At 53.1% G+C, this 24,381-nt stretch carries 23 protein-coding genes; 13 read left to right on the forward strand and 10 right to left on the reverse strand.

Annotation, left to right across the window (positions count from 1 at the left end):
* Window positions 1-81: 81 nt before the first annotated feature.
* The 3 genes from O0S09_RS02050 to rnhB form a co-directional block, all read right to left on the reverse strand.
* Window positions 82-1,017, reverse strand: a complete 936-nt coding sequence (locus O0S09_RS02050) for an EamA family transporter (protein WP_268922248.1) — start codon at window positions 1,015-1,017, stop codon at window positions 82-84.
* A gap of 50 nt (window positions 1,018-1,067) precedes the next feature.
* Window positions 1,068-2,384 (reverse strand): site-2 protease family protein, encoded by a 1,317-nt coding sequence (locus O0S09_RS02055; protein WP_268922249.1) that lies wholly within the window; start codon window positions 2,382-2,384, stop codon window positions 1,068-1,070.
* A 154-nt stretch (window positions 2,385-2,538) separates the two neighbouring features.
* Window positions 2,539-3,198 carry a ribonuclease HII gene (gene rnhB, locus O0S09_RS02060; protein ID WP_268922250.1) on the reverse strand — a complete coding sequence of 220 codons (660 nt, stop codon included), beginning with the start codon at window positions 3,196-3,198 and terminating at the stop codon, window positions 2,539-2,541.
* Window positions 3,199-3,239: 41 nt separating this feature from the next.
* On the opposite strand from rnhB, the gene O0S09_RS02065 reads away from it, so the two are divergent.
* On the forward strand, window positions 3,240-3,896 hold the full coding sequence (locus tag O0S09_RS02065; protein ID WP_268922251.1) for a potassium channel family protein: 657 nt from the start codon (window positions 3,240-3,242) through the stop codon (window positions 3,894-3,896).
* A gap of 61 nt (window positions 3,897-3,957) precedes the next feature.
* Here the strand turns inward: O0S09_RS02065 and O0S09_RS02070 are convergent, their stop codons facing one another.
* Together O0S09_RS02070 and O0S09_RS02075 are read right to left on the reverse strand one after the other, a co-directional pair.
* Window positions 3,958-5,046, reverse strand: coding sequence for a hypothetical protein (locus O0S09_RS02070; RefSeq protein ID WP_268922252.1), 1,089 nt, complete (start codon window positions 5,044-5,046; stop codon window positions 3,958-3,960).
* A gap of 8 nt (window positions 5,047-5,054) precedes the next feature.
* A complete protein-coding gene (locus O0S09_RS02075) occupies window positions 5,055-6,263 on the reverse strand; it encodes a tubulin/FtsZ family protein (RefSeq protein WP_268922253.1) in 1,209 nt (402 codons plus the stop codon).
* A 121-nt stretch (window positions 6,264-6,384) separates the two neighbouring features.
* On the opposite strand from O0S09_RS02075, the gene O0S09_RS02080 reads away from it, so the two are divergent.
* The 9 genes from O0S09_RS02080 to ndk all read left to right on the forward strand — a co-directional run bounded on the left by O0S09_RS02080 (window position 6,385) and on the right by ndk (window position 13,432).
* Window positions 6,385-7,632, forward strand: a complete 1,248-nt coding sequence (locus O0S09_RS02080) for an NAD(P)/FAD-dependent oxidoreductase (protein WP_268922254.1) — start codon at window positions 6,385-6,387, stop codon at window positions 7,630-7,632.
* Entirely contained in the window at window positions 7,629-8,345 is a 717-nt protein-coding gene (locus tag O0S09_RS02085; RefSeq protein WP_268922255.1) for a dolichyl-phosphate beta-glucosyltransferase, read from the forward strand. The genes O0S09_RS02080 and O0S09_RS02085 overlap by 4 nt, the downstream gene beginning before the upstream one ends.
* Complete coding sequence (locus O0S09_RS02090) at window positions 8,329-9,309, forward strand: lysylphosphatidylglycerol synthase transmembrane domain-containing protein (RefSeq protein WP_268922256.1); 981 nt, start codon at window positions 8,329-8,331, stop codon at window positions 9,307-9,309. Before O0S09_RS02085 ends, O0S09_RS02090 begins: the two co-directional genes overlap by 17 nt.
* A complete protein-coding gene (locus O0S09_RS02095; protein ID WP_268922257.1) occupies window positions 9,296-11,299 on the forward strand; it encodes a DUF2298 domain-containing protein in 2,004 nt (667 codons plus the stop codon). The genes O0S09_RS02090 and O0S09_RS02095 overlap by 14 nt, the downstream gene beginning before the upstream one ends.
* 13 nt (window positions 11,300-11,312) lie before the next feature.
* Window positions 11,313-12,044 carry a glycosyltransferase gene (locus O0S09_RS02100; protein WP_268922258.1) on the forward strand — a complete coding sequence of 244 codons (732 nt, stop codon included), beginning with the start codon at window positions 11,313-11,315 and terminating at the stop codon, window positions 12,042-12,044.
* Between the two features lie 150 nt (window positions 12,045-12,194).
* Window positions 12,195-12,563, forward strand: a complete 369-nt coding sequence (gene rpl7ae, locus O0S09_RS02105; protein ID WP_268922259.1) for a 50S ribosomal protein L7Ae — start codon at window positions 12,195-12,197, stop codon at window positions 12,561-12,563.
* Window positions 12,564-12,568: 5 nt separating this feature from the next.
* Window positions 12,569-12,778 (forward strand): 30S ribosomal protein S28e, encoded by a 210-nt coding sequence (locus tag O0S09_RS02110; RefSeq protein WP_268922260.1) that lies wholly within the window; start codon window positions 12,569-12,571, stop codon window positions 12,776-12,778.
* Window positions 12,779-12,785: 7 nt separating this feature from the next.
* The gene (locus O0S09_RS02115) at window positions 12,786-12,977 is read left to right on the forward strand and encodes a 50S ribosomal protein L24e (RefSeq protein ID WP_268922262.1); all 192 of its coding nucleotides are present in this window, start codon (window positions 12,786-12,788) and stop codon (window positions 12,975-12,977) included.
* A gap of 5 nt (window positions 12,978-12,982) precedes the next feature.
* On the forward strand, window positions 12,983-13,432 hold the full coding sequence (gene ndk / locus O0S09_RS02120; protein WP_268922263.1) for a nucleoside-diphosphate kinase: 450 nt from the start codon (window positions 12,983-12,985) through the stop codon (window positions 13,430-13,432).
* 161 nt (window positions 13,433-13,593) lie between these two features.
* Here ndk and O0S09_RS02125 read toward each other — a convergent pair whose 3' ends face one another.
* From O0S09_RS02125 to prf1, 5 genes are all read right to left on the reverse strand, one after another.
* Complete coding sequence (locus tag O0S09_RS02125; RefSeq protein WP_268922264.1) at window positions 13,594-14,811, reverse strand: FAD-dependent oxidoreductase; 1,218 nt, start codon at window positions 14,809-14,811, stop codon at window positions 13,594-13,596.
* Between the two features lie 59 nt (window positions 14,812-14,870).
* Window positions 14,871-15,428, reverse strand: a complete 558-nt coding sequence (locus tag O0S09_RS02130; RefSeq protein WP_268922265.1) for a hypothetical protein — start codon at window positions 15,426-15,428, stop codon at window positions 14,871-14,873.
* Window positions 15,429-15,589: 161 nt separating this feature from the next.
* Window positions 15,590-16,444, reverse strand: coding sequence for a formate/nitrite transporter family protein (locus O0S09_RS02135; protein WP_268922266.1), 855 nt, complete (start codon window positions 16,442-16,444; stop codon window positions 15,590-15,592).
* 369 nt (window positions 16,445-16,813) lie between these two features.
* On the reverse strand, window positions 16,814-18,490 hold the full coding sequence (gene argS, locus O0S09_RS02140) for an arginine--tRNA ligase (protein WP_268922267.1): 1,677 nt from the start codon (window positions 18,488-18,490) through the stop codon (window positions 16,814-16,816).
* A 5-nt stretch (window positions 18,491-18,495) separates the two neighbouring features.
* Window positions 18,496-19,782 carry a peptide chain release factor aRF-1 gene (gene prf1 / locus O0S09_RS02145; RefSeq protein WP_268922268.1) on the reverse strand — a complete coding sequence of 429 codons (1,287 nt, stop codon included), beginning with the start codon at window positions 19,780-19,782 and terminating at the stop codon, window positions 18,496-18,498.
* A gap of 139 nt (window positions 19,783-19,921) precedes the next feature.
* On the opposite strand from prf1, the gene O0S09_RS02150 reads away from it, so the two are divergent.
* The 3 genes from O0S09_RS02150 (at window position 19,922) to O0S09_RS02160 (ending at window position 24,139) form a co-directional block, all read left to right on the forward strand.
* A complete protein-coding gene (locus tag O0S09_RS02150; protein WP_268922269.1) occupies window positions 19,922-21,439 on the forward strand; it encodes an SLC13 family permease in 1,518 nt (505 codons plus the stop codon).
* A 50-nt stretch (window positions 21,440-21,489) separates the two neighbouring features.
* Window positions 21,490-22,140, forward strand: a complete 651-nt coding sequence (locus O0S09_RS02155) for a hypothetical protein (RefSeq protein ID WP_268922270.1) — start codon at window positions 21,490-21,492, stop codon at window positions 22,138-22,140.
* A gap of 316 nt (window positions 22,141-22,456) precedes the next feature.
* Window positions 22,457-24,139 carry a sodium:solute symporter family transporter gene (locus tag O0S09_RS02160; RefSeq protein WP_268922271.1) on the forward strand — a complete coding sequence of 561 codons (1,683 nt, stop codon included), beginning with the start codon at window positions 22,457-22,459 and terminating at the stop codon, window positions 24,137-24,139.
* Window positions 24,140-24,381: the final 242 nt, after the last annotated feature.

The following is a 24,381-nucleotide window of genomic DNA, read 5'->3' on the forward strand; positions in this document are numbered from 1 at the left end:
GGCGGATTATTATATTTCGGCAGGAGGGGGACGTGCCGAAAGTATTTAGCTGATTTTTTCCAGAAAAGAAACAACCATGAACTACTTTTCCGACACCACAGATGTCCTGCCGGACATTTCCCCGGTTCCAAGATACGGATAGGCAATACCAAAGAAGATCAGGGCAATCCCAACCCACTGTACCCAGGACACCGCCTCGGAAAGAATAATCACCGCACAGATGATCGAAGCGGGAAGTTCCGATGAGCTGAGAATCGTCGCAGCCCCGGTTGAAATACGCGGCGTTCCGATCGAAAACAGAAACATCGGAAGAGCACAGCCGAACAGACCAAGAATAGTACCATATACCCAGATACCGGAGAACGCCGTGCCGCTCACAATATACGCAGGCGACAGAATGCACAGCAGCAGGGCAAGTGAGCAGGACATGATCACAAAACTCCGGGTAAGCGGATGCATCTCCGGTTCCGTATGGCCGAGCAGGAACATATACAGCGCGTAGAACAAAGCAGACAGCATGCCGAATGTCACACCTTCTGCGGTCAGCAGGACACTGCTGCCGACAAGACCGGCGGCAAGAACAGTGCCTGCGATCAGAATCACAACCGCTGCAATCGTCCGCCGCGACGGCATACGCCGTTCCGCCAGAGCCTGAATGATCACACCAATCCACGTAAACTGGAACAGCAGAATAACCGAGACCGAGGCAGGAACACTCTGCAGGGAAAAACAGTAGCAGACGCTCACCAGCGCAATCGCGGCCCCGGTTGCAAACAGCCGCAGCACCCGTTTTACCGTCCACGGTGCACAGGATACCGGCCGGTGCAGAGAACCTTTGAGAAAACCTGCCCCGACCAGAACCAGCAGAATCAGCCACCCGTAAAAGTACTGACTCATCACCACATCATTTGCCGAAAACCCTGCTTCATAGGCAATCTTAATCGTTGGGGATGACGGACCGTAACAGCATCCGCCAAGAAAAACCAGCAGGGGAAACAGAAGCCAGCGGCCGTTCATAAAATTATACTCTTATGAGGGCTGGAACCTCATAAGCACTGTCCTTTCACTCAGCGGAAAAAGTACGGCATGATAATGGGAATGATGATCACGACAATCAGCAGATTGGTAATCATGCTGCACAGAGGCTGGGCATACTTTTCCCGGCCGCGTTTGGCAAGGAAACTCTTCACACCTTCGCGCAGCATCTGACCGCCGTCCAGCGGCCCGAGCGGCAGGGCGTTAAACGTACCCAGCAGGATGTTTACCCAGGCACACCAGTAGAGAACGTGAACAACTTCCCAGAATCCCTCAAACGGTGCGGACAGGAACGCCGGGTCCGGCGTATCCGTTACCAGAATGCTAAAGGAACTGCCGCCGGTGATGGACGAGAACGGAAGCACAAGGAAATTCAGTGCAGAGACCAGCACACCCCCGGGCGTCGTCGGATGTGTCCATGCATGCAGGGTATCTACGATCGCCTGCGGCTGTCCGTACACAACACCCATGAATCCCGAAGTTGCATTACTGATTTCGGGGGGAACGGAAGTGAGGGTAATGTCATACATCTGCTGCGAACCTTTGTACTCACCGAGTACCTGAACCGTCTGGCCCGGCGTGGTTCCCGCAAGAATCACAGAGATATCTGTCGTATTTGCAACCGGGACTCCGTCAATTGCAAGAATCACGGTTCCGGGCTGCATACCTGCAAGGTCTGCCGGATAGTCGGCGTAAATACCCTGCACAAACGGTGCAGTTCCGGGCACAATCATACCCAGAAGCAGCGCGAGAATCACGATACACACCGCCCCCACCACCATGTTGTTGGTGATGCCCGCAGCAAACATGCGGAGCTTTGTTGCAAGCGGTGACTTTTCGATCTCCTCTTCATCCGGTTCGACGAATGCACCGATAGGGATAACCAGTGCAAGGATTCCGGTGTACTTCACGCGGATATTTTCCACCCGGGAAAGAAGTCCGTGCCCGAACTCATGAATGACCACCGCGAAGACCAGTGCAAACCAGACCGCAAAGGTGGAGGGAACAAAGTCATTCACACCCGGAATCAGAAGCAGATTCTGCGGCTGAATTATCGGCGACGGATCGGGCTGGATCAGCATCGTCAGGTACGCGGTAAGAATAATCATTGCCGTCATCAGAACGCCGCAGACCGCAACGACCACAACCCCCAGTGTTCCGTACACCAGAAAGGTTCTGCGGAAACGTGCCAGTACATCAAAGATGCCGGTCCGGGACGTTCGGATCATCAGACACGGCCCCATAAAAGCAAAGATCTCGGGATGGAAGTTGTGTTTTTTAATTGCCCAGCATACACCCGCGTACACAAGTACACAGATGATCACCGGGACTACCCATCCGAACTCCATTGTTCTGTATTGTTCTGCGGTGATAGGCTAAGAAGTTGATCGTAGGGACCCAGCTGGTGAGGTGATGTCAGAAAAAATTTCATTGGTTTTTTCCAGAAAAAAAAACCAATGAAATTTTTTTGCAGCGTGTCTGCGCAGAGTCCGACAGCACTCGTCAGAAGAAATCCGCGAGACTCTGCTGGGAAACACGGGCTATGATCTCATCCACCGTTTTCCAGGTCCGGCGGGCACACGACGGCGGACATCCGTGTTCGCGAATGTATCCTTCAAGAAACCGGATCGTCACCGGGTCCGACGGATACCCGCTGCCGACCGGCCCGAACACATCCGACAGTTCCGCAACCAGCCGGTCGCGGGTAACTTTTGCCACGATACTTGCCGCCCCGACGATCAGAAATTTGTCGTCCGCCTTATGTTCGGAGATCATCTGAAGCTCCGGCATGCCGGACAGCTCCCGTACATTGGATCCGAACCGGGCGGCATTCACATCGCAGGCATCCACATAAGCCGTGCCGGGCCCAAGGGACCGGATCACCGCGGCATGACAGGACGCGGTAAATGCATTCATCGTTCCCGGCCGTGCATCGATCTCTTCCGGAGTTTTCACCACAACCGCGGTCTTCCATCGTTTGGTGATCTCGCCGTACAACTCCCCGCGCCGGTGCGGTGTCAGCTGTTTTGAGTCACGGAGACCAAGACCCTCCAGCTCTGCCGCGTCGTCAACCAGCACCCCGGCGGTCACCATTGGCCCGAGAACCGGACCTTTGCCTGCCTCATCAACCCCGCAGATACTCATCTGATCAGTATCTATCACAGGGAATAGGTATAATACCCCACGATCCCAAACGATTCAGTATGTATCTCATCATCGTAGGTCTTGGCGGCATCGGCAGAAGTCTTGCCGGCATCGCCTCCGAGAACGGTCACAGTGTGGTGGTCATTGACCGCGACGAGGAGCGGTGTGCGGAAATTCTTACGCAGCATGATCTCCTTGCAATCGCCGGGAACGCCACCGACAAAGCGGTGCTTGAGGACGCAGGGGTGGACCGGGCCGACGCCCTTGTTGCGACAACGAGTGATGATGCCCTCAACCTGATGGCATGCTGGCTTGCGAAACGCTACAATGTGCGGACTCTGGTCTCCATCGTCAATCAGAAAGAACATTCAGAACTGTTCAAAGAGGTCGGTGTCCGGATCAGCGAAAATCCTGACGAGATCGTTGCCCGCAGTCTGTATGTCTGGTCGGAAAATCCCGACACCCAGCTGCTCGCATCTATTGAAGGCGGCAGTATTTTCGAGTTCAAAGTCAGTGAGGGGGCACAGGGTGTCAGTAAAACGGTACGGGAAGTCTCAGACGTCAAGGACATGCTCTACATCGCCATCCGGAGAAACGGAAAACTCATCATCCCTTCGGGAAACGTCACCTTTCAGCCGGACGATGTCATCACCGTATTTACCAAAAAAGAGGCGGAAGGCAGATCCGTGGAGTACATGGACAGTCTCTTCCACTGACGAAAAATACTTTTTTTTAATTTACGAAAAAAACAGGTGTCAGGAAGTAATCCGGAAAGGATTATCCGAGTTCATCCCAGTCGTTTTCATTCCGGCGGCGGATAACAACGATCGCACCGACGATCACAATTACTGCGACAACACCGATGACGATGTACATCGCATACGGGCCTACAGCATCAAGAGGAGACTTCTGTGCTTCTTCCCAGAGGGCGTTTGACGTCTCAAGCGTACTGACCGAACCGTTCAGCGCTTCAAGCGACTGGCTTCGGGTTGTGGCGGATACGGAACTGGTTGATGCATCATATGCGGCTTTTGCAGTGTTGTACAGGTTCTGCGAAGTCTGTTTGGAATTGGACAGAAGAATTACCCTGTTGTCATTCCAGCCCTTTGCATTCAGGTTTGCAATATTCTGCTCAATTGCATCAAGGTTGCTCTTGGTCTTCACCAGAGCGGCATTAACCATCTCTTTTTCCGCTTCTACCAGAGCGGCACTTGCCGAGATAATTTCCTTGGAAGCAGTGGCAATATCAGTCTTGTGATTGTCAGCTGCATTCAGATCATTTCGTGCAACTTCCAGTTTGGAAATTGCCGCGGAGACATCCGCCCCCTGCTTGGAAAGCTCGGTGATCTGGGCATCCAGTTCATTGATTGCTTTACCGACTTCCTCGATCTGTTTCGGCACATCATCCGGATTATAGACCATCTGCTTCTTCGACGAGTAGGTGGAAATAACACTCTCGGAACTGCTGACCTCTTCAACCGTTATGACCGTAATCTCTGATCCGGCTTTGGCATCTGGGACTTTTCCATCCAGATAGATGGTCAGAACAGTATCCTGCGGCAGTTTTGTCAGCGGATATCCGTCAATGTATCTCTTTCCTGCGGGGAACTCCGTAATCGGGGTACCATCAGTTGTTGCAAGAGATCCTGTCCAGACCGCAGAGGTCAGATCCGTGTACATATTGATGCGGTAAACAGTACTGTCCTGCAGAATTTTGATGGTCATCGTTGCCGAGACAGTATCTCCAGGCATCAGATTTCCTGAAGGATTGATATTTGCTTCAGAGTTGCTGTTCCAGGCACTTGCAGTGCCGACAAATGCTGCACAAAGCAGAAGAGCAATCAAAAAATATGTGATTTTCTTCATATTATACCTCATTCAAAGAGCGGATCGACTCCGTCCTCAAACATTGCAGTATGCGACCGCTCGCGGGAACGGACGACCTCTTCCTTTGCCTCCTTTGCAAGCTCCATCAGCTCACGGATACGCGGGGCATCACCGATCGTTGCAAGCAGAACAACTGCCGCAACATATCCGCTGTCCACCGGATAGTCACCACCACGGACCTCAACACCCGCGATGTTCTCTTCAACCCAGCTCTTGGACTTCTCCACACCTTTCCGGTCAAGCTCGCTCGGCGGACCTGCAACCAGTACAAGAGCACGTTCAGCGGTTGAGTAATCACAGGGAAGCGTCAGGCGGCCAAGCATGGCCCGACGAACCAGACCAATGATCTTTGCGGACTTGTCCTCACCTGAGGCAATGTCCACATGCGGCTCGGCCTTCTTTTCCTTCTTCCCGAGAATACCGGAGAGAAGACCACCATTGTTGTCCTTCTTCGAAGACGACTTGCCGCCGTTCTTTGCCATCGGGATAGCCTCGCTGATGGCGTAACCGACCGAGGAAATTCCTCCGCCGCGAAGTGTGTTGATGATTTCACTGGAATCAACAACCATCTCACCAACACCGTACTTGCTGACCTCTCCTGCACGGAACAGGACACCAAACCGGCGGACAATCTCCTCATTCAGGCGTTCGTATGCGCTCTTCACACTCTCGCCGTCATTCTTCCATGCGCTGTTGTCGAACACGATAACGTTGTCCGCCTCATTGACCAGCGTTGAAAGACTGCGTGCCGCATTTAAGGAATAGAGACGTCCCTCTTCCGGAGCCGGAATAACACCGACCGCATACACCGGCTCGCGGTAAATACGCTTTAAATGACGACAAAGAACCGGAGAACCGCCGGAACCTGTTCCTCCGCCAAGACCTGCACACACAACGAATGCATCGATGTCATGCGTCCCGCGGCGATCAATTGCACTAATAATAGTGTCAATCTCATCTGCTGCTACTTTTGCACCGGTCACGTTGTCGGTACCGACACCGTGACCTTTAACCATTGTCTGACCGATCAGGAGACGATCTTCCATGGGAATATTCTTAATTCCCATCAGATCGGTTCGGGCCGTATTGATAACAATACCGCGGAAACTCGTAGATCCTAACTTTCTGTCCTGTGCAAGGAACATATCCACGAGCTTTCCTCCTGCCTGTCCGAATCCTATAAAAAATACCCGCATTTACACTGACACCTTTTTGTTGAGTGTATGTATGTCATTTCTTGGATATATATGACTGCATTAGTTATACGGCTACGTTGGTCAAAAACTTTCTTATGAATCAGGTGTACTAAATAGTATAATGAAGATCGGTATTCTCGGTGCAGGCCTGACGGGACTTGCTGCTGCACACCGTCTGGCAAAAGCAGGCGAGGTCGTTGTATTTGAGAAGAATGCAGTTGCCGGAGGATGTTTATCCTCCGAAACGTACGGAACCTATACGCTGGAAACCCTGTATCATCACTGCTTCTCCGGGGATACCGGACTCTTTTCCCTTCTGGAAGACCTCGGCCTCAAAGAGGATCTGATCTGGCTGAAAGGATCGACCGGCTACTACATGAACGGAAAACTGCATCCGCTTACCACACCGATGGAGATTCTCCGCTATCCCTGCCTCAGTTTTTTGCAGAAGGCACGGCTCGGCATGTTCGTCCTCAGTTCCCGCAGAACAGATATGGCGGCGCTTGACAACATCACCGCAAAAGAGTATCTCTACGAAAAAGTCGGCAGGGACATCTATAACGCCTTTTTCGCTCCGCTTCTTACCAGTAAGTTCGGCCCGGTAAAGGATGAAGTATCCGCGGCGTGGCTGATGAGCAGAATCGCCATCAGATCCGATCGCGGAGCGGAGGGCGAGCGGCTCGGATACCTGAAAGGCGGCTGGCACCGTCTGATCGACGCCATGGTGCAGCAGCTTGAAGCAGCCGGTGTAACCCTCCGGTTTTCCACACCGGCTGAGATTCTCCGGCTCTCGGACGGAAAATGGAATATTAACGGAGAAGAGTTTGACGCGGTGGTGTCCACCCTTCCGCCGCAGGTGACGAAGTCACTGATGGATGAGACAACCGCAGAACAGTTCTCCCTGCCGGAACTCTCCTATCAGGGAGCAGCCTGCATGACGCTGGGACTTTCCCACGACCCGGCGGCAGGCATTTACTGGACCAACATGGGCGATCCCGCACCCTACGGGGCGGTGGTCGTTCACACGAACTTTGTCCCGTACGACTGGTACGGCGAACATGTGGTGTATCTTGCCTCGTACTTCAAGGACGAACCGGCAGCAGATCTCAAAGAGAGAATGATCGATGACTTCTGCAGCCGGTTTGGGATCGGAAAAGAGATAATTCATCACGCTGACCTGTACATCGACAAATTCGCGGGTCCCGTATATGTAACCGGCTACCGGAACACTCTCCCCAATACCGATGCCGGACACAATCTGTTCATCGCCGGCATGTACTCGGAAGAGAACTATCCGGAACGAAGCATGGAAGGCTCAATTCGTGCAGGACACCGCGCAGCTGCCCTGCTTGAGGAGAAAATTTCGTGAATCCCGTACAAATTACTGTAGTGCTGCCGGTCTATAATGATGTGGAAGCACTGAAATCTGCAATCCCGAAATCCCTTGAGGCTTTGACAGAGTTCGGCAGAAGTTTTGAACTGATCGTTGCCGAGGACGGAAGCACCGACGGCAGTCGTGAACTGGTGGAGGAGTGGGAACAGAAAGACCCGCGGGTACGGCTGCTGCACAGCGACGAGCGGCAGGGACGGGGACGGGCGCTGAACCGTGCACTTGCAGAGTCGCACGGCGAAATATTCTGCTATTATGATGTGGATCTTGCAACCGACATCAAACACCTGCCCGAACTGCTGACGAGAGTTGAAAACGGGGCGGCGGTTGCAACAGGATCGCGGCTGATGCCGGAGAGCAGGATTATCCGGAGCGGTGACCGGGAGTTTGCAAGCCGCGGCTACAATACGCTTGTGAGACTGTTCCTTGGCAGTAAACTCCGGGATCACCAGTGCGGATTCAAAGCGTACCGGGCCGGGGTACTGCAGGAACTTGTCCCGAAGATTCATGCACCGCACTGGTTCTGGGACACAGAATCAGTAGTGCTTGCACAACGTGCAGGACTCCGGGTGGAGGAATTTCCGGTTGTCTGGACTCAGGGTCCAGGAACAACCGTCCGGTTCAAGGATGTGTACGGGATGGGAATGGATATTCTGAGAATGTGGTGGCGGCTGCATGTGGAAAAAAATTAGTGCTGTTCTGATTCCAAGCATCATTGCTGCCGCCCTGATTGTGTTCATGCTCATGCGCGTCTGGGATGATCTGCTGGTTGCGGTTCAGCATCTGGTTCCTGCCTACCTCATCGCAGCGGTTCTGATCTGTCTTGCCGCGTGGTATCTGCGCGGGTGGCGGTACCAGTACATTATCGAAAGACTTGGAACCAGAATTGGCCTCAACTTTTCCACGGCCTGTATCTACGTTTCGCAGACGGCAAACCTCATCATTCCAGCGCGTCTCGGTGACTTTGTCCGCCTGTTTATTCTGAAGCATGAAAAGGGAACACCCTACACGAACGGGTTCACCTCGATTGTTGCAGAGCGCGTGTATGATGTCATCATCATCGCGGTTCTCGGACTGTTCGCACTGCCGGTGCTGATCAGCCTTGTTCCCGCATGGTTCATCTGGATGATCGTCTTTGTTCTGGGAGCGGGGGCAGTCTTTTTCCTGTTCCTTTTTCTCTCCCGCAGACTGCATGCAGAAAATAAAATATTCAAAAAAATTCTGGAGGTCCTCGATCAGCTCCGGCAGGTCTCCTCAACACCGGGATCGCTTGCGGCGCTGTCGGTCTCCTCTGCGGTCATCTGGATGCTGGACGTAACCATCTGTTACCTTGTCTCGCTGATGTTCGGGGTTACAATTCCGTTTATGCTGGTGCTGCTTGCAATTGTGATCGGTAACCTCGTCAAAGCTGTCCCGATTACACCCGGAGGAATCGGGACGTACGAGCTGGCGCTCGTGATCACGTTTGAGATCGGCGGCGTGCCTGCGGCGACGGCAACCCTGATTGCGGTGGTGGATCATCTGATCAAGAACCTTGTTACGCTTGCAGGGGGCGTGGTATCCCTCTACTACTTCGGTGACTGGGCGGTGTCACTGCTGAAACGGCTGTTCCATGAAGATGCAAAAAAACTGAAGGAGGAGCATGGTTCCCCCTGAAACACAGATACTGACGATCATTCTCTGGCTGATAATCATGAAGTTCTGCCAGATGACCGTCTATCCGTATCTGAAACCGGCTGTCGGCAACCTTTCGTATGGTCTTGCCTATCCGTTTTCCATTCTGCTGCTGACCTTTGTCACCTGGTATCTCGGGGTTGCCGGTCTTCCGGTACAGCTGGCTCTGCTGCTCTTCGCGGCAGCAGGCGGGTATGCCGTCCTCTCAAAGCGGTATGACAGAACGGAGATCCGGCAGAACCTGAAATGGGATCTGGTGTTCCTCGGTGCATTTTTCCTGATGCTCATCTCGCGGTTTCTGACACCGGGGATTATCCCGAGCGGCGAGAAGTTCATGGACGCGGCGTTCCTCGGAAGCATTATGCTGGACCCGGCGGTTACCCCGCTGGACCCCTGGTATGCGGGTGGCGAGCTGTCCATCTATTATTATCTCGGTCACTGGATGTGCGGGATGCTCGGCATTTTTGCCGGTGGTGCTCCCACGGTTGTGTTTAATCTGATGCTGCCGACCGTGTTTGCACTAGCAGCTGTTTCGGCGTATGCAATCGGAGTTCTTCTTCTGAAGCGGCATCAGTGGATTCCGATGCTGGTTCTGATCCTCCCCAATGCCGCTCTTCTCTGGCACACGATTGCGGGCGGCGGAACACTTGGCATCTGGTGGGCCTCAACACGGGTAATCGAGAATACGATCAATGAGTACCCGCTGTTCTCATTCCTCTGGGGAGATCCCCATGCACACGTACTCGGCTGCTTTAATCAGCTGTTCTTCCTGTGTCTGCTTGCGGTAATGCTGGTCAGATGGAAGGTGCTACCGACGGGAGGAAAGTATCTGCTGGCAGTGATTCTTGCGCTGTCGCTTGGAACGATGCCTGCGATGAACTCGTGGGATGTGATGGTGTATGCCGGCGTGTATCTTGTCCTTGCTGCTGTTCTCTGGCTGATGCACGGACACAGCCTCCGCGATGCAGTGCCGCTTGTACTGGTGCCGGTTCTTTCGCTTGCATCCTATGCACCGTTCCTGTACACGATGCTGTCCGGCGGCGGGTCCAGTGTCCAGGGATTTTTCCTGGTGACCACCCCCTCACCGATCAACGAGTTCCTCGGCGTGTATCTGTTCTTTATCGCGGTGTTTGTAGCCTTCGGATTCTCTGTTCTGAAAAAATATCCGTGGCTGATTGCGGTGCCGGTGATATTTGCCGTTGCCGGGTACGCAAGTGCAGGGGTTGCGCTGTTCTGCATTCTTCTGCTGGCCGGAAAACGCAGTGCGGCACCGGACGTGCTGTTCGGGATTCTCGGCATGGTGATTGTGTTCCTGATGGAGTTCATCTATCTGAAGGATTACATGGGCGATGTGAACTACCGGATGAACACGGTGTTCAAGTTCGGGTTCTGTGCCTGGTTTATGCTGGGAACTTCGGTACTTCTGATGATTGGCCGGTATGCGGAGAACCGGTTTGCAGAGATTCCCAAAGGCCGGGCTGTTGCAGTTGCCGCGGTTATTTTTGTGGTGCTTGCAGCACTGATCGGGTGCTGCGGGATTCAGCTCGGATATCCGGGAGGAACACTGGACGGATCGGCCTGGCTGGAGAGCCACCATCCGGCGGATGCGGCAGGCATTGCATTTCTGACCGGCGCTGCCTCACCCGGTGATGTCGTGGTGGAAGCGGCGGACGGCTCGTATGCGTACAACGGTCGTGTGTCGGCGATGACCGGACTCCCGACGATCGTCGGCTGGGTCGGACACGAGGCGGGATGGCGGAGCGGAGTGGGGGATGCGGGAACGCGGTGGAGTGATGTCCGGAGCATCTATGAGGATTCGTCCCGGACTGTTTCCCTGATGGACAAATACGGCGCGAAGTATCTGTTCGTAGGTGAGGTGGAACGGGAGTTGTACACCGTGAACCTGCCGGAGAATGGTCTGACCAGGATCTTTGCGGCGGACGGCGTGAGTATTTATCAGCGCAGCAACTAACGTGTTAGACAGAATGGATCATCCTGTACTTACCGTGGTAATCCCGGTCTATAATGACGCGGCGGCTCTCCGGGCTGCGGTGCCCGCATCGGTGGAAGTACTGGAAGGTCTCGGGCTGCCCTTTGAACTGATCCTCTGTGAGGATGCAAGTACCGACGGCAGCCGGGAAACAGCAGCAGCGTTCGCCGCATCCGACGACCGGATCCGGGTCAACCACAGCGATGTACGGCGGGGAAAGGGCGGTGCCCTTTCCGATGCGCTCGCGGCATCGCATGGGGATATCTTCTGTTTTTACGATGTGGATCTCTCGACGGATCTTGCAAACCTGCCAACACTTCTTGAAAAAATTCAGGCAGGAGCGGACATTGTTGTCGGGTCCCGGTTCCTTGCGCAAAGTACAGTGCTGCGCTCTGGCGACCGCGAAGCAACCAGTGTCGGGTTCAACCGGCTGGTGCGGATGCTTCTTGGAAGCAGTATCCGCGATCACCAGTGCGGATTCAAAGCGTTTCGCCGTGAACGGCTGGTGAAACTGATGCCGTACGTGCAGGCGCGCGGATGGACCTGGGATACCGAGGTGCTCGCACTTGCGCAAAGATGCGGGCTTACAATTGAGGAGATTCCGATCACCTGGACACAGGGCGAAAAAACGAACGTGCGAACCCGCGACATCTTTTCGATGGGCTGGTCGGTGCTGCAGCTTGCCTGGCGGATACGCATTGCGGGCCGGTACCCGAAGGACATCTGATGCCGTATCCGGAGAAGATGTCCAAACCTTTATGCCAGACTCTCACCCATATATAGAGTTACGCCAGCAACGGTCTGTTACCTTACCAGTAGAGCCGCTGATGAGCGATGACGGATGGTCTTTGAACCGTCCCGAGTGAAGTGAGTCATTATGGCAAAGATTTACCAGATGTTTGAAGTCCCTGAAGAACTTCAGAACAAAGCACTTGAAGCTCTTGAGCTTGCACGTGACACCGGAAAGATTAAGAAAGGCGCAAACGAGGCAACCAAGGCCGTTGAGCGCGGAACCGCAGCTCTCGTCCTGATTGGTGCTGATGTTGCACCCGAAGAGATCGTTATGCACATTCCGGGACTCGCAGACGAAAAAGAGATTCCGTTCGTTTTTATTAACAAGCAGGCAGACATCGGTGCTGCATGCGGCCTTGACGTCGGCTGCACTGCTGTTGCAATTGTTAAAGTCGGCAAAGGCAAGGAGATCGTTGAGGACCTTGCAGGCCAGATTAAGGCACTCAGAGGATAAATACCATGCCTGATGATGCAACGCCAGCAGAAGTCATTGAGGTTATCGGCCTTACGGGTATGCACGGAGAGGCATCCCAGATTAAATGCCGTGTCCTTGACGGCCCGAACAAGGGGCGGATTATCACCCGGAATACCTTCGGTCCGATCCGTGAGGGTGACATCCTGATGCTCCTTGAAACAGAACGTGAAGCAAAGAAGCTCTCAAGACGGTGAGTAAGAAATGGTTGATATCTATACCTGCAGCTACTGCGGCAAACAGCTTGAGCCGGGAACCGGCAAACTGTTCGTCAGAAAGGACGGCGCAGTCTTCTACTTCTGCTCCTCCAAGTGTCAGAGCAACTACAAACTCGGTCGTATCCCGCGCCGCGTTGCCTGGACGGCAGCCGGACGCAAGGCACGCGGCAAGGAGTAAATCCAATGGAACGCACCTTTGTGATGATCAAGCCGGACGGCGTTCAGCGTGGTCTGGTCGGTGAGATCCTTTCCCGTTTCGAGAAGAAGGGATTCAAGATCGTCGCCGCAAAGTTTGGCGTGCTTCCGGAAGCAGTTGTAGACAAGCACTACGAGGAACACCTCGCAAAGCCGTTTTACCCGGGAATGAAGGCATACATCACCTCCGGACCCGTGCTCCGCTTTGTCCTTGAGGGCGACAACGTTATTGCAACGGTCCGCAAGATGAACGGGGCAACCAACCCGGCAGAGGCAGCACCCGGCACCGTCCGCGGTGACTATGCTCTCTCAATCGGGAAGAATGTGATTCACGCATCCGATGCACCCGAAAGTGCAGCACGCGAGATTACCATTCACTTTACCGATGCAGAGATCGTTTCGTACGAGAAGATCGACGAGACGCAGCTCTACGAGTAAAGCAGCCGGATTGTATCCGGAATTATTCTTTTTTTACTCAAGTCTTCTTTCATTGCCTCTGAAAAATCTCCCCTCTACTTGGCATCCTCTTTGGGTATGGGCGAATGAGAAATGAACAGAGAGCCGGACTGTATAACCCCTGTAAAAAAAGTTCCGGGGAATTACTTCCTCAGATAATCGTATGCCGACAGCAGCGCCTTTACGCCTTCGCCAACGGAGGATGCGATCTGCTTTGCGGCAACCGACGTAGAATCCCCCGCAGCAAAAAACCCGGGAACATCAGTCTTACAGTCAATATCCACAAGGATCTCCTTCTCCGCATTCATCGGGACAAAACCCTCAAACATTGCCGTATTCGGATCAAGACCAACACCGAGGAATACCCCGTCCACCTTCAGCTTCTTCTCAGGAGAAGACTTCAGAATACTACTGAGGAATCCTTTCTTCTGCTCCGGTTCTGCATCAACCGGCATCATCTTGACATACTCAAGCATCGTACCGCCGCCGAACTCGGTAATGGTGAATCCGGTATGGAACGTAACGTTCTGCATCTCCGTCAGCCGTCCGATGAGAACCGCATCCGCATCCAGCGGGGTTGCAGAGATCACATGCACCTGTGCCGCAATCCCTGCCATCTCAATTGCCATATCCATCGCCGTATTACCGCCGCCGAGAACTGCAACCGTCTTCCCCTTGTACATCGGGCCGTCACAGGTCGTACAGACGGCAATGCCTTTGCCCAGATACTCTGCCTCTCCCGGTGCCCCGGAAAGGCGCGGGGACCTGCCGGTTGCAGCAATAACCGCCTTTGCGGTGTACTCCTTCTCAGAAAGTGTCGTGATACTGAATCTGTCGTCCTTGACAACAATTGCCATCCCAACATCCTCAGCAATCACCGCCCCCGCATCACGGGCATGCTGGGCAAACTTCTGCATCAGATCATCACCCGGAATATCGGGGAATCCCGGATAATTCTCAACCGAACTGCTCTTGGTGGCCATACCGCCCACCGCCCCCCCGATAACGAGGGTTTCCAGGCCCTTGCGGCCGGCATACATTGCGGCCGACAGTCCGGCAGCACCGGAACCGATAATGATCAACTCGTGATCCTTGGGAATATCCTTCGTCTCGTCCGCAGGTGAGGGAGCATCCAGCAGCATCGCAACCTTCATCAGATCATCACCGATGACAATCTGACCGTCGATGATCGTTACCGGAACACCACGCTGGCCGGTCAGCTCGATCATTTTGTTTGCCGCTGCCTCATCCTCGCCCACATCATAATTGGTGTAGGAGACATGCTGCTTGTCCAGGAATCCTTTGAGATTCCGGCAGTGCGGACACCCAGTCAGAGAGTACACAATCACTTCATGAGACATAGATAGATCGTTTGATCGCTGATGATTAATAACCTCAGGTAGAGGGAAAAAAGAAAGGGTCAGTATTTTTTAATGCGGATCTCTTCAGTCTTCGGGGCTTCCTCCTCCTCCAGCGGAGTAAGATTCTCCACCAATTTCACCCCGATTGCATGTACCATCACATCACCAAAGATGGTAAACCGGCGAACCACCATACCCACGACCTCAACATTATCACCAACCGAAACATCCACCTCGAGCGGCACGGATTTTTTTGCAACAATTGCAGCAGACCCGTCAAAGATGGTGAGTGTCGGACGGCAGAGCCAGGTACCTTTGACGGCCTGCACAACACCTTCGACACGGACGGGCTTTCCCAGCATAGCAAGAGTGATCTGTTTTATACGGACGCGTTTGGACTGCTCTTCATACTCGGGCAGGAGCCGGACATACTGGGACCCGACACTGTAACTGTTGAAGACCGGGATGATCAGCAAAACCAGAGATAAAGGGATTCCCCAGATAAGAAAGGCTGTTTCCTTGGTATTCACATAAGAGAACACAAACAGTCCGATAAAGAACGCCACAACAATCAGATGCAATGGCGACAAGCCAATGGTCACACCACGTACTTTCATACTATTTCCTCACACAGAATTCCGGATAGCCGGTTGAATACTGTAAATGCAATTCATAAACATAAATACTTGTATAGTCTGAAACAGGACAAAAACGGAAAATAAAAAGAGGTGGATTGAAACGAAAGAAACTCTTTCATTTCAATTTTTTTTCACCAGGATTATTTGGCTTCACACAGTGCGCAGATCTCACTCTTATAGCAGTAGTAGTAGATAATTGCCATGAAGATGACTGCACCAACAATGTTACCAAGCGTGGACCAGATAATGTTATTCGTCCACATGGTACCCCAGTTCAGGAGATTCGTATCTGCCGTTCCTGCAACCATGTTGGTCAGGATACCTGCCGGGATGAAGTACATGTTTGCAACACAGTGTTCAAATCCGGTGGCAACGAAAGCCATGATCGGGAACCAGATTGCAACAATCTTGGAGATAACTTCATCTGCTGCAAGACCAAGGAACAGAGCCAGACAAACCAGCCAGTTACAAAGAATACCTTTCAGGAACACGGACCAGATACCGCCGATACCTGCATAGGAAACTTTTGCGGTCGCAATACCAATTGCACGGGTACCGAATGCAGTAACAACTGCAGTACCGGTTGCATAGGAAACGAACGGACCGTTTGCCATGACGTAGGCCATAAAGAGCGATCCAACCAGGTTACCGATATACACAACGACCCACAGATATATGAGGCCCTTAAGACCGGTATGACCCTGAAGGATTGCCATAGGGGCAAACATTGCATCACCGGTGAACAGCTCTGCACCGGTGAGAACCACGAGAATTAAACCAATCGGGAACAGTGCTCCCAGAATGAACTGGGCAATACCTGCACCAAGGAAATCTGCAACACCGGTCGAACCAACCGTTGCAAGCGCCGCACCCATTGCGATGTAGGCACCCGCGAGGAAGGCACGGACAAACATGTTGCCTGCCGGCAGACTGCATTTGGATTTGCCTGCCGTTCCAACTTTGACGCAAACCTGCGCCGGGCTGAATGTTACCATGAATACACACCTCACATCCCTCCCGCCAGCGGCGGGTAGAGTTGTGTTACTTGGAAATTGGAGGGAGGCATATTTATAACCCGACTATTGAATCCGGTGATTTCCCCTTGATATTAGGCTTCTCTTTCCGGCAAGTTAGATATATTCAATTAACAACACAAATTAGTAAAAACATATATAGGATTCCGAGTGACTCCAAATACTGCGCGGTATGTGAGGAAACACGAATCCGGGACACGCAACGATTATTTCCTGCCGGAACAGGGAAATACAGAGGAAAAACGAATACAGGGAAGAAAGTATTTGTAATGAAAAAGGAGATTTTTTGGGTATTTCGCAATTTTACTGCCGTATGTCAGACACACGCGATTACATTGATTCCAGTGCTTCAATACCCAGTACGTCAAGTGCTGCGGCAAGCGTGTTCCGGCTTGCATCAACCAGCGTGAGCCGGGCGTCACGGACACCGCCTTCGGCCTTCAGAACCGGCGCAAACCGGTAGAAGGAGTTGAAGAGATCCGCAAGGTCACGGACATACGTTGCAAGAAGATGGGGGCGCAGCTCTACCACGACCTTTTCGATCACATACGGGAACTGTGCAATGTGTTTTGCCAGCGCAATTTCGTAGGGATCAGAGAAGCTGTAGTTCTCGGTAAAGCCGCCATCAGCTTTTGCCCTCTCCAGAATGGAACAGGCACGGGCATGCGCATACTGGATATAGGGTGCGCTCTGCCGCTCAAAGTCAAGGGCTTCCTTCCAGTCAAAGACCGTTGATTTCTCAGCAGAGACTTTGACGATGTCATACCGCACTGCACCGACCGCAACCGCGGATGCAATCCGCTCGCGTTCGGCCTCGCCAAGCTCCGGGCGGCGGACACTGACCTCTTCTAAGGCACGCTTCTTGGTCTCGGCCAGCAGCTCGTCTGCGGTGATGAAGACACCGCCGCGGGTAGTCATCGAACCTTCCGGCAGAGAAACAAACTCGAAGTGTACAATCTCCGGCGGGCGCTCGCCGATCATGGAAAGCGTCGTCTGGAGTTGTGCACCGATCAGTTTGTGATCGGCACCAAGGACATCGATGCTCCGGTCACACTGACTGTTCTTCCATAAATGGAAGGCAAGATCGCGTGCCGCATAGACCGAGGTGCCGTTACTCCTGCGCAGAACGTAACGGTTGCCAAAACCCTTGTCCGAGAGATCAAGATACATCATCTGCCCGTCATGCTGTGCTTCGGGAAGTGCCTCGACTCGTGCAAGAACCTTCTGCATGTCACCGTTCCAAAGGAACGTGGTCTCGCGGACGAACCGGTCGTGATGAACGTTCATCGCTGCAAGAGTTTCTTTGATGCCCTCGGCACAGATGTCCACAGAGTCATGGAAAAGCCGGACCGTCTCCGGATCGCCCGCCTCGATCTTTTCCATCATCTCGTCAAACTCAGGTTCGATCTCTGGTTGTTCCCTGGCGATTTTATTTGCCTCAACATAGTGGCGCACAATAAACTCGTCACCCTTTTCGTTCGGCAGACGGTCGTAGTGGAGATGTTTCACTCCCCAGGCAACGATTGCGATCTGGCGCCCCATATCGTTCAGATAGTACTGCGCATCAACCGGGTATCCGGCTTTCCGGAATACCCGGACCAGCGTGTCGCCGATGACGGTATTTCTGATGTGACCGACATGCAGCGGCCCGTTCGGGTTGGCGCTGGTGTGTTCAAGGATGACCCGTTCGGTTCGCGCAGGAAGCTGACCGTAATCCGGGTGCCGGGCGGCGCGGACAGAGTCCGCAACGTACTCCCCGCTGAAGACGAAGTTGATGTAAGGACCAACCGCCGAGACCGTCAGCCCCTGCGAATCCGGATGGGCGGCTATCTTCGCAACAATGTCTGCTGCAATCGCCGCCGGATTTTTCCGTTCCTTTTTCGCCAGTGCAAAGGCAACCGTTGATGCAATATCCGCGTGATCGCCGCCGTCTGTGAGCAGTACGTCATCTTCTCCCGTGATTTCACGGAGAAGATGTTCTACTTTGTGAATATACTCCCGATACATGGTAATTACATCCCCGTCGGATACCGCAGAACAGCGGCAATCCCGCCAAACGCACTGAAAAGCATGGATCCTTCCTCGAAATCATCGGAGATGATCTCAACGCGGGTATTGGACATATCCGCAAGGTTGGTCAGCTCCTCAATGATATCCGTTTCATCCGTAAGATAGAGCGGAGACTGGCATTGCGGGCAGTGACCAAAGGGCAGATCCTTAAACTTCTTTCCTGCCTCGACCTGCATGGTCTTTACCTCCTGATAGCCGCAGTTGCCGCATGCAATGGTCAGCCGGGCCTTTCGCAGCTTTTCCGAGAGAAGAAGCGTGTCAACAGCCCCTGCTTCAAGATTGGCACGGACGCTCTCCTCTCCATATGCAGCGCATCCGTTCTCCTTGATCAGTTCCTTGAAGAACCGGGTCATCTCCTTCTTTTCGTCCATGATGCCAACGCCGCGAAGGGCATCCTGAGCATTGTCCACCAGTTCACGGAGACCGAACTCGTTGGTGTAAGAGGCATCAAAGAGACCAATAATCCGTTTCTTCACTTCGTGATGGAGGAAGTCTCCTTCGGCGAACTCCTCTTTGGTCGGCATCGGGCCGCCAATTAACAGACCCTTGAACTTTTCAAAGAAGTTCGGCTCGGCCAGGAACGCCTCGGAAGCACGTTCACCGACTTTTTTGTAGAACTCATGAATCGCAATCAGCCGGAGACGCTCGAAACGGATACTTGACTGACCGCCTTTCCGCTGTTTTCCGGGAACCGTGGAGTTGGTTCCGTTGATCGGCTCAATGTGCGTTCCGCGCAGGAAGCCCCAGTAGGCTTCGCGGCGGTCAATGACCAGCAGACCATAGACGAACTTATCGTCAAGCATTGCTTTGAGCGGCTCAAGTTCAAAGCTGGAACTGCACCGGTAACTGTAGGTGCGGATGGTTTCCGGCGGTTCAACGATGATGGACTCAAGATCGGTTTTGTCTCCGCCGACGTTGATTGCCCCGCAGAAAACAGCCATACCGTTTTCCGGAGCCGTCTTGTAGTATTTGAGCCGTGCAAGAATGGAGGAGATCGCACTCTGCACATTCGTCCGCGTCTGTTTGCTCTTGATGTTGGCACACTGCCCGTACTCGTCGCGCAGCTGGGCGGTTACATCGTAGATCTGTTTGTCCGGCGGAATATACAGGGAGATTAACTCGGTACCGGACCCTTCCTTTTCTTCCAGCTTTTCCAACGCCTTTTTGAACTCATACCGCTTTCGCGCTTCATCCTTTTCAATTTGTGCCTGGGGTATTTCCTCTGCCATTGTATATGCAAATCCTCAAAATCTTATTCGTGTATAGAATGTGGTGTACCATTGGTCGGACAACCTGATTAATGATGAGGTAGCTGTCACCGGTACAAAAAGGAACACTCAAATTTGTATCATGCGTAAGATGTAAGTTATGAACAAGAGTATTGGGTTAATACTTGGCATTGCAGCATTTCTTGCCTTGTTGTTAATCCCGATAGATCCTGAGGTCCTTCCGACCGCAGCCCGGTATGCTGCGGCCGTTACGGTGCTGATGGCTATTTTCTGGATCACCCAGCCCATCCCCATTGAAGCGACCGCCCTTATCCCGATTGTTGCGTTTCCGCTTCTTGGGATTCTGAGTCCCGCAGAGGCGTGTGCGCCGTACGCGGACAAGGTTATATTCCTCTTCCTCGGCGGTTTTATCATTGCAATGTCGATGCAGCGCTGGGGTCTTCATAAACGGATTGCGCTGAAAATCATTGAGTTTACGGGAACAAGCCCGCGGCGCCTCATTCTCGGGTTTATGATTGCAACGGCGTTTCTGTCCATGTGGATGTCGAATACGGCAACCGCAATGATGATGGTGCCGATTGCAATTGCCATCATTGCGACGGTGCTGCCGACGAAGGTCTACAAGGACATGACGCAGGAACATAAGGCGTTTGCCGGGTGTATTGTTCTTGCGGTGGCGTATGCGGCAAGTATCGGCGGAATTGCAACACTTATCGGGACACCGGCAAACGGAATTCTTGTCGCCCAGATGCAGACGATCTTCCCGGACGCACCGGCGGTTGATTTTTTCACGTGGCTGAAGTTCGGTATTCCGCTGCTGCTGATCTTTATTCCGCTTACGTGGGCATGGCTGACCCGGGTTGCATACCGGAAAATGCCGAAGACACTTGACCATGCAAAAGAGGCACTCAAAAGCGAGGTCGCAGCGCTCGGCCCTATGTCGCGCGGAGAGAAGAATACGCTTGCAGTGTTTCTGCTGACGGCATTTCTGTGGGTTTTTGAGAAGAACAAGGACTTCGGAACGTTCACTCTGCCGGGTCTTGAGATGATCTTCCCGGGTATTGATGACTGTACGGTTGCAATTTTTGGCGCCCTTCTGCTGTTTCTGCTGCCGGTCAACTGGAGAAAACAGGAGTTTACGATGAACTGGCAGTGGGCCGTGCGGATCCCGTGGGGAATTCTGCTTCTGTTCGGCGGAGGTATGTGTCTGTCCGCCGCGTTCATCAAGAGCGGTCTGGCACAGTCGATTGTGGATTACTTCACCGTGCTGAACGGAGTGCCGGTCATTCTGCTCATAATTATTATCGCGCTGGTGGTCTGTTTCCTGACGGAGGTTACCTCAAACACCGCAATTGCATCGGTCATGATGCCGATTCTTGCGGTGACGGGGTTATCCCTCGGAATTAATCCGTGGATTCTGATGATGACCGCTGCGGTCTGTTCGAGTTTTGCGTTTATGCTGCCGGTTGCAACGCCGCCGAATGCCATTGCCTACAGTACGGAGTATGTCGAGATGAAGGACATGGTGAAAGCCGGATGGGCGCTGAACCTGCTGGGCGTTGCGGTGTTTACGATTCTGCTGTACACCGTGGTAATGTGGGCGTTCGGATTTACCATGGATCTGCCGGAATGGGCGTTCACGACCACAATCAAATAATATTCTTTTTTCCATAAGGTTGTTAATGTATAGTGTCCTATACATCTTGCATGAAATATCTTGCAGCAGTTCTTGCTGTTTTTGTGCTGGGCGGTCTGGTATTTGCCGCAGGCTGTATCGACACAACACCGCCCGGGCCGGTACAGGCAGGTGACAACGTCACCGTTGCGTTTACCATGTACATCGGCGACACCGTAATGGTAACGTCGAATGAAACGAAATACGACGAAATTCTCAAGAGCGGAAACATGCCGGTCCCGCTCATTCTGACCGAAGACCCGGTTATTACAGCAGGAGCCGTCACGGACAACGATGATCTCACCATTCCTGCCAAAACCCACAAGAACCCGTACTGGTTCCTGAAAGGAGAATACAATGTGATCGCCGGAAATATTATCGGTCTTACAAAAGGCGATACGATCCGTATTCCCATCTATGCCGCGGGAACCGAGAAGACCGGATTCTGGACGAATGAACAGTGTGAAGAGCAGGGTCTGGACAAACGTCTGGTAAAAGCAGGTGACCGGCTTACCTATACGCGGACGATCGGCGATGCCGCCAGTACCGGAAACGGCGAGTACGATCAGAGTACACTCACAAACCAGCAGACGATGATTCATGAGATGCTGATTGTTGCCGTGACCGACGAGGGTCTGACGTATCAGGAACTCTACGACACCGTGGAAATTACCATTCTGTAGATCGCATCTGTTTGCGCGGCAGGAGACAGCCTTGCCGCAACAGATCTCTTTTCGTACCGGATCCTAATATCCATAAAATCTTTGTGGAGACAGGGATGAGGATTTCAGACACAGACCCGTGAGATTTACGCGGGGAATTCCTGCGGGAAACTCCAAAAATCCGTCCGGCGCTCACGCATATCTGATTCCCGGGAGAGACATCTTTAAGAAACTCCAGAGGTAACTACCTTAACGTAACACGTGTGGTGTCACGAGTGTGGCGGACATGGGAGTATTCCTGTAAATTTCCTCCCCGTACAAAATAGGAGTGTGGTCTATGGGCTTAGAACAAATAAGCGAGTTTCTCGTCAACAATCTCGTTCTGCTGATTGTGGTGATCTACATGGCGATGATGATCGCCATCGGATACTTCGTCCAGCGAAAGGGTGCAGATAAAAGCGCAGAAAATTATCTGATCGCAAACAAAGGCGTCGGCCCTCTCATGGTCGGCGGCACCGTTTTCTCTACCAACTGGTGCGGCGGAGTACTGCTGGGCGCTGCCGGAACAGCATATACCGGATACGTGGTCTCCACAATTGCCGACCCGTGGGCCACATGCCTGACACTGGTCCTGATGGCAGCCTTCTTCTGTGTGATACTGCGCAAACTCAAAATTGCGTCTCTTTCGGAGATGTACCGGCTCCGGTTCGGAAAACGGGGGGCGACGGTTGCAACCCTGATGTGCATTCCCTCGATGATCACCTGGACTGCGGCAAACATCGTTGCACTGACAACAATTTTTAAGCTCTTTCTGGATTTTGACCCCCTGATCTGTGCGATCATTGCCGGTCTGATCGTCGTGCTGTACACCTATCTCGGAGGGATGCTCGCAGTCGTCTACACAGATAATATTCAGGCGGTAATGATCATGCTTGGCCTGATCATCCTGATTCCGACCGGCATTGCGTTTGTCGGCGGGTTTGATGCGCTGGCTGCGGCAACGCCGGAGAACTTCTGGAACCTTCTGCCAAACGACGGTGCCGGAGCGGTTGCCTCGGGATTCACCGTAGACCCGCTCGGTATCTTTACGTGGCTTGCCGGTCTCTCCGGAATGGGATTCGGCTATCTCGCATCAGTAGAGCTGACACAGCGGGTGTTGTGTGCCCGCGACACGAAGGCAGCACGTCAGGGTCTGCTTCTTGGATCCGGCATGTATGCGATCGCCGGATTCTTCTCGATGATGATTGCCCTGATTGCAATTGTGATGGTTTCCCAGGGCGCAACCACGCCGTCCGGCATCCCGATGGGCGAACTGCTCGCAGAAGACGGCAACTATGTACTGCTGGTGCTTGCAGAACGGTTGTTTGATCCCAGTGTGATGGGAGTCATCGGGGTTGCGCTGATGGCAATCTTCATTGGGTCGCTGCTTGCGGCGATTATGTCAACGTCGAGCTCCACGATCTTTGCGGCGTCTGCGGCTCTTTCGACGCTGATGCTGCATGGTTCGCTGTCGAAGTACGCAACCACATCCTTACAGGTACTGCGGCTGACGCGGATGCTGGTGCTGGTGATAGGCGTCTTCTGTGTGTTCTTCAGCTTCGTCATCGACAGTCTGTACTGGATGATGATCTTCTCGTTTACCATCCTGTTCAACTGCATGTTCTGGGCGCTCGTTGGCGGACTGTTCTGGAAACGGTGCAACGCCTCGGCGGCAATTGCATCGATTCTGGTGGGTTTTGCAGGAGTGATTCTCTGCATTATTGCCCAGTCGATCTACTTCGGCCAGATTGCAATTGAACCGCAGGACAACCTGTGGATTGGGATTCAGACATTTGTCCCGTGGGCACTCGGCGGCATTGCAATGCTAGTAACCGCGCTTCTGACCCAGAAGTCGGACCCTCCGGTTGCATTATGCGACACGGACGGAGAACTGGTGAAATGGGAAGATCTGCCGCTTTCAGCGGATACGGTTGCGGTACGCAGACATATTGAGGAGATAAAAGCACGGGAAGAGGAGTGAAAATCCTGAGAATTTCTAACAACCCTTTTTTTCTTGAAGTTGTTGATGGGGGAGTGGTGAGTGGGTAGAATGGAAAAAGAAAACGCAGATAACGCAGATGCGCCTAACGGCGCAGCTTCGCTCGTCGCATTTTCTTAACGCTGCTCGCCATCTCGCCCGGAGCCGGGCGGGCGGCGTTGCTGTCGCAAACGCAGCTAAAAATGCTCGCGAAGCTCCCACTCACCACTCCCCCACCAACAGCT

It is taken from the genome of Methanocorpusculum vombati (genome assembly GCF_026891935.1).
Classification (GTDB): Archaea; Halobacteriota; Methanomicrobia; order Methanomicrobiales; family Methanocorpusculaceae; genus Methanocorpusculum; species Methanocorpusculum vombati.

Excerpts from the sequence above, each read along its gene's own strand:
- O0S09_RS02075 (WP_268922253.1), bottom strand. The coding sequence starts at position 6,263 with ATGCGGGTATTTTTTATAGGATTCGGACAGGCAGGAGGAAAGCTCGTG.
- O0S09_RS02150 (WP_268922269.1), top strand. The coding sequence starts at position 19,922 with ATGAACAAGAGTATTGGGTTAATACTTGGCATTGCAGCATTTCTTGCC.
- O0S09_RS02115 (WP_268922262.1), top strand. The coding sequence starts at position 12,786 with ATGGTTGATATCTATACCTGCAGCTACTGCGGCAAACAGCTTGAGCCG.
- O0S09_RS02110 (WP_268922260.1), top strand. The coding sequence starts at position 12,569 with ATGCCTGATGATGCAACGCCAGCAGAAGTCATTGAGGTTATCGGCCTT.
- O0S09_RS02065 (WP_268922251.1), top strand. The coding sequence starts at position 3,240 with ATGTATCTCATCATCGTAGGTCTTGGCGGCATCGGCAGAAGTCTTGCC.
- argS (WP_268922267.1), bottom strand. The coding sequence starts at position 18,490 with ATGTATCGGGAGTATATTCACAAAGTAGAACATCTTCTCCGTGAAATC.
- O0S09_RS02080 (WP_268922254.1), top strand. The coding sequence starts at position 6,385 with ATGAAGATCGGTATTCTCGGTGCAGGCCTGACGGGACTTGCTGCTGCA.
- O0S09_RS02160 (WP_268922271.1), top strand. The coding sequence starts at position 22,457 with ATGGGCTTAGAACAAATAAGCGAGTTTCTCGTCAACAATCTCGTTCTG.
- ndk (WP_268922263.1), top strand. The coding sequence starts at position 12,983 with ATGGAACGCACCTTTGTGATGATCAAGCCGGACGGCGTTCAGCGTGGT.
- O0S09_RS02125 (WP_268922264.1), bottom strand. The coding sequence starts at position 14,811 with ATGTCTCATGAAGTGATTGTGTACTCTCTGACTGGGTGTCCGCACTGC.
- O0S09_RS02055 (WP_268922249.1), bottom strand. The coding sequence starts at position 2,384 with ATGGAGTTCGGATGGGTAGTCCCGGTGATCATCTGTGTACTTGTGTAC.
- prf1 (WP_268922268.1), bottom strand. The coding sequence starts at position 19,782 with ATGGCAGAGGAAATACCCCAGGCACAAATTGAAAAGGATGAAGCGCGA.
- O0S09_RS02050 (WP_268922248.1), bottom strand. The coding sequence starts at position 1,017 with ATGAACGGCCGCTGGCTTCTGTTTCCCCTGCTGGTTTTTCTTGGCGGA.
- O0S09_RS02155 (WP_268922270.1), top strand. The coding sequence starts at position 21,490 with ATGAAATATCTTGCAGCAGTTCTTGCTGTTTTTGTGCTGGGCGGTCTG.
- O0S09_RS02090 (WP_268922256.1), top strand. The coding sequence starts at position 8,329 with ATGTGGAAAAAAATTAGTGCTGTTCTGATTCCAAGCATCATTGCTGCC.
- rpl7ae (WP_268922259.1), top strand. The coding sequence starts at position 12,195 with ATGGCAAAGATTTACCAGATGTTTGAAGTCCCTGAAGAACTTCAGAAC.
- O0S09_RS02095 (WP_268922257.1), top strand. The coding sequence starts at position 9,296 with ATGGTTCCCCCTGAAACACAGATACTGACGATCATTCTCTGGCTGATA.
- O0S09_RS02100 (WP_268922258.1), top strand. The coding sequence starts at position 11,313 with ATGGATCATCCTGTACTTACCGTGGTAATCCCGGTCTATAATGACGCG.
- O0S09_RS02130 (WP_268922265.1), bottom strand. The coding sequence starts at position 15,428 with ATGAAAGTACGTGGTGTGACCATTGGCTTGTCGCCATTGCATCTGATT.
- O0S09_RS02135 (WP_268922266.1), bottom strand. The coding sequence starts at position 16,444 with ATGGTAACATTCAGCCCGGCGCAGGTTTGCGTCAAAGTTGGAACGGCA.
- O0S09_RS02070 (WP_268922252.1), bottom strand. The coding sequence starts at position 5,046 with ATGAAGAAAATCACATATTTTTTGATTGCTCTTCTGCTTTGTGCAGCA.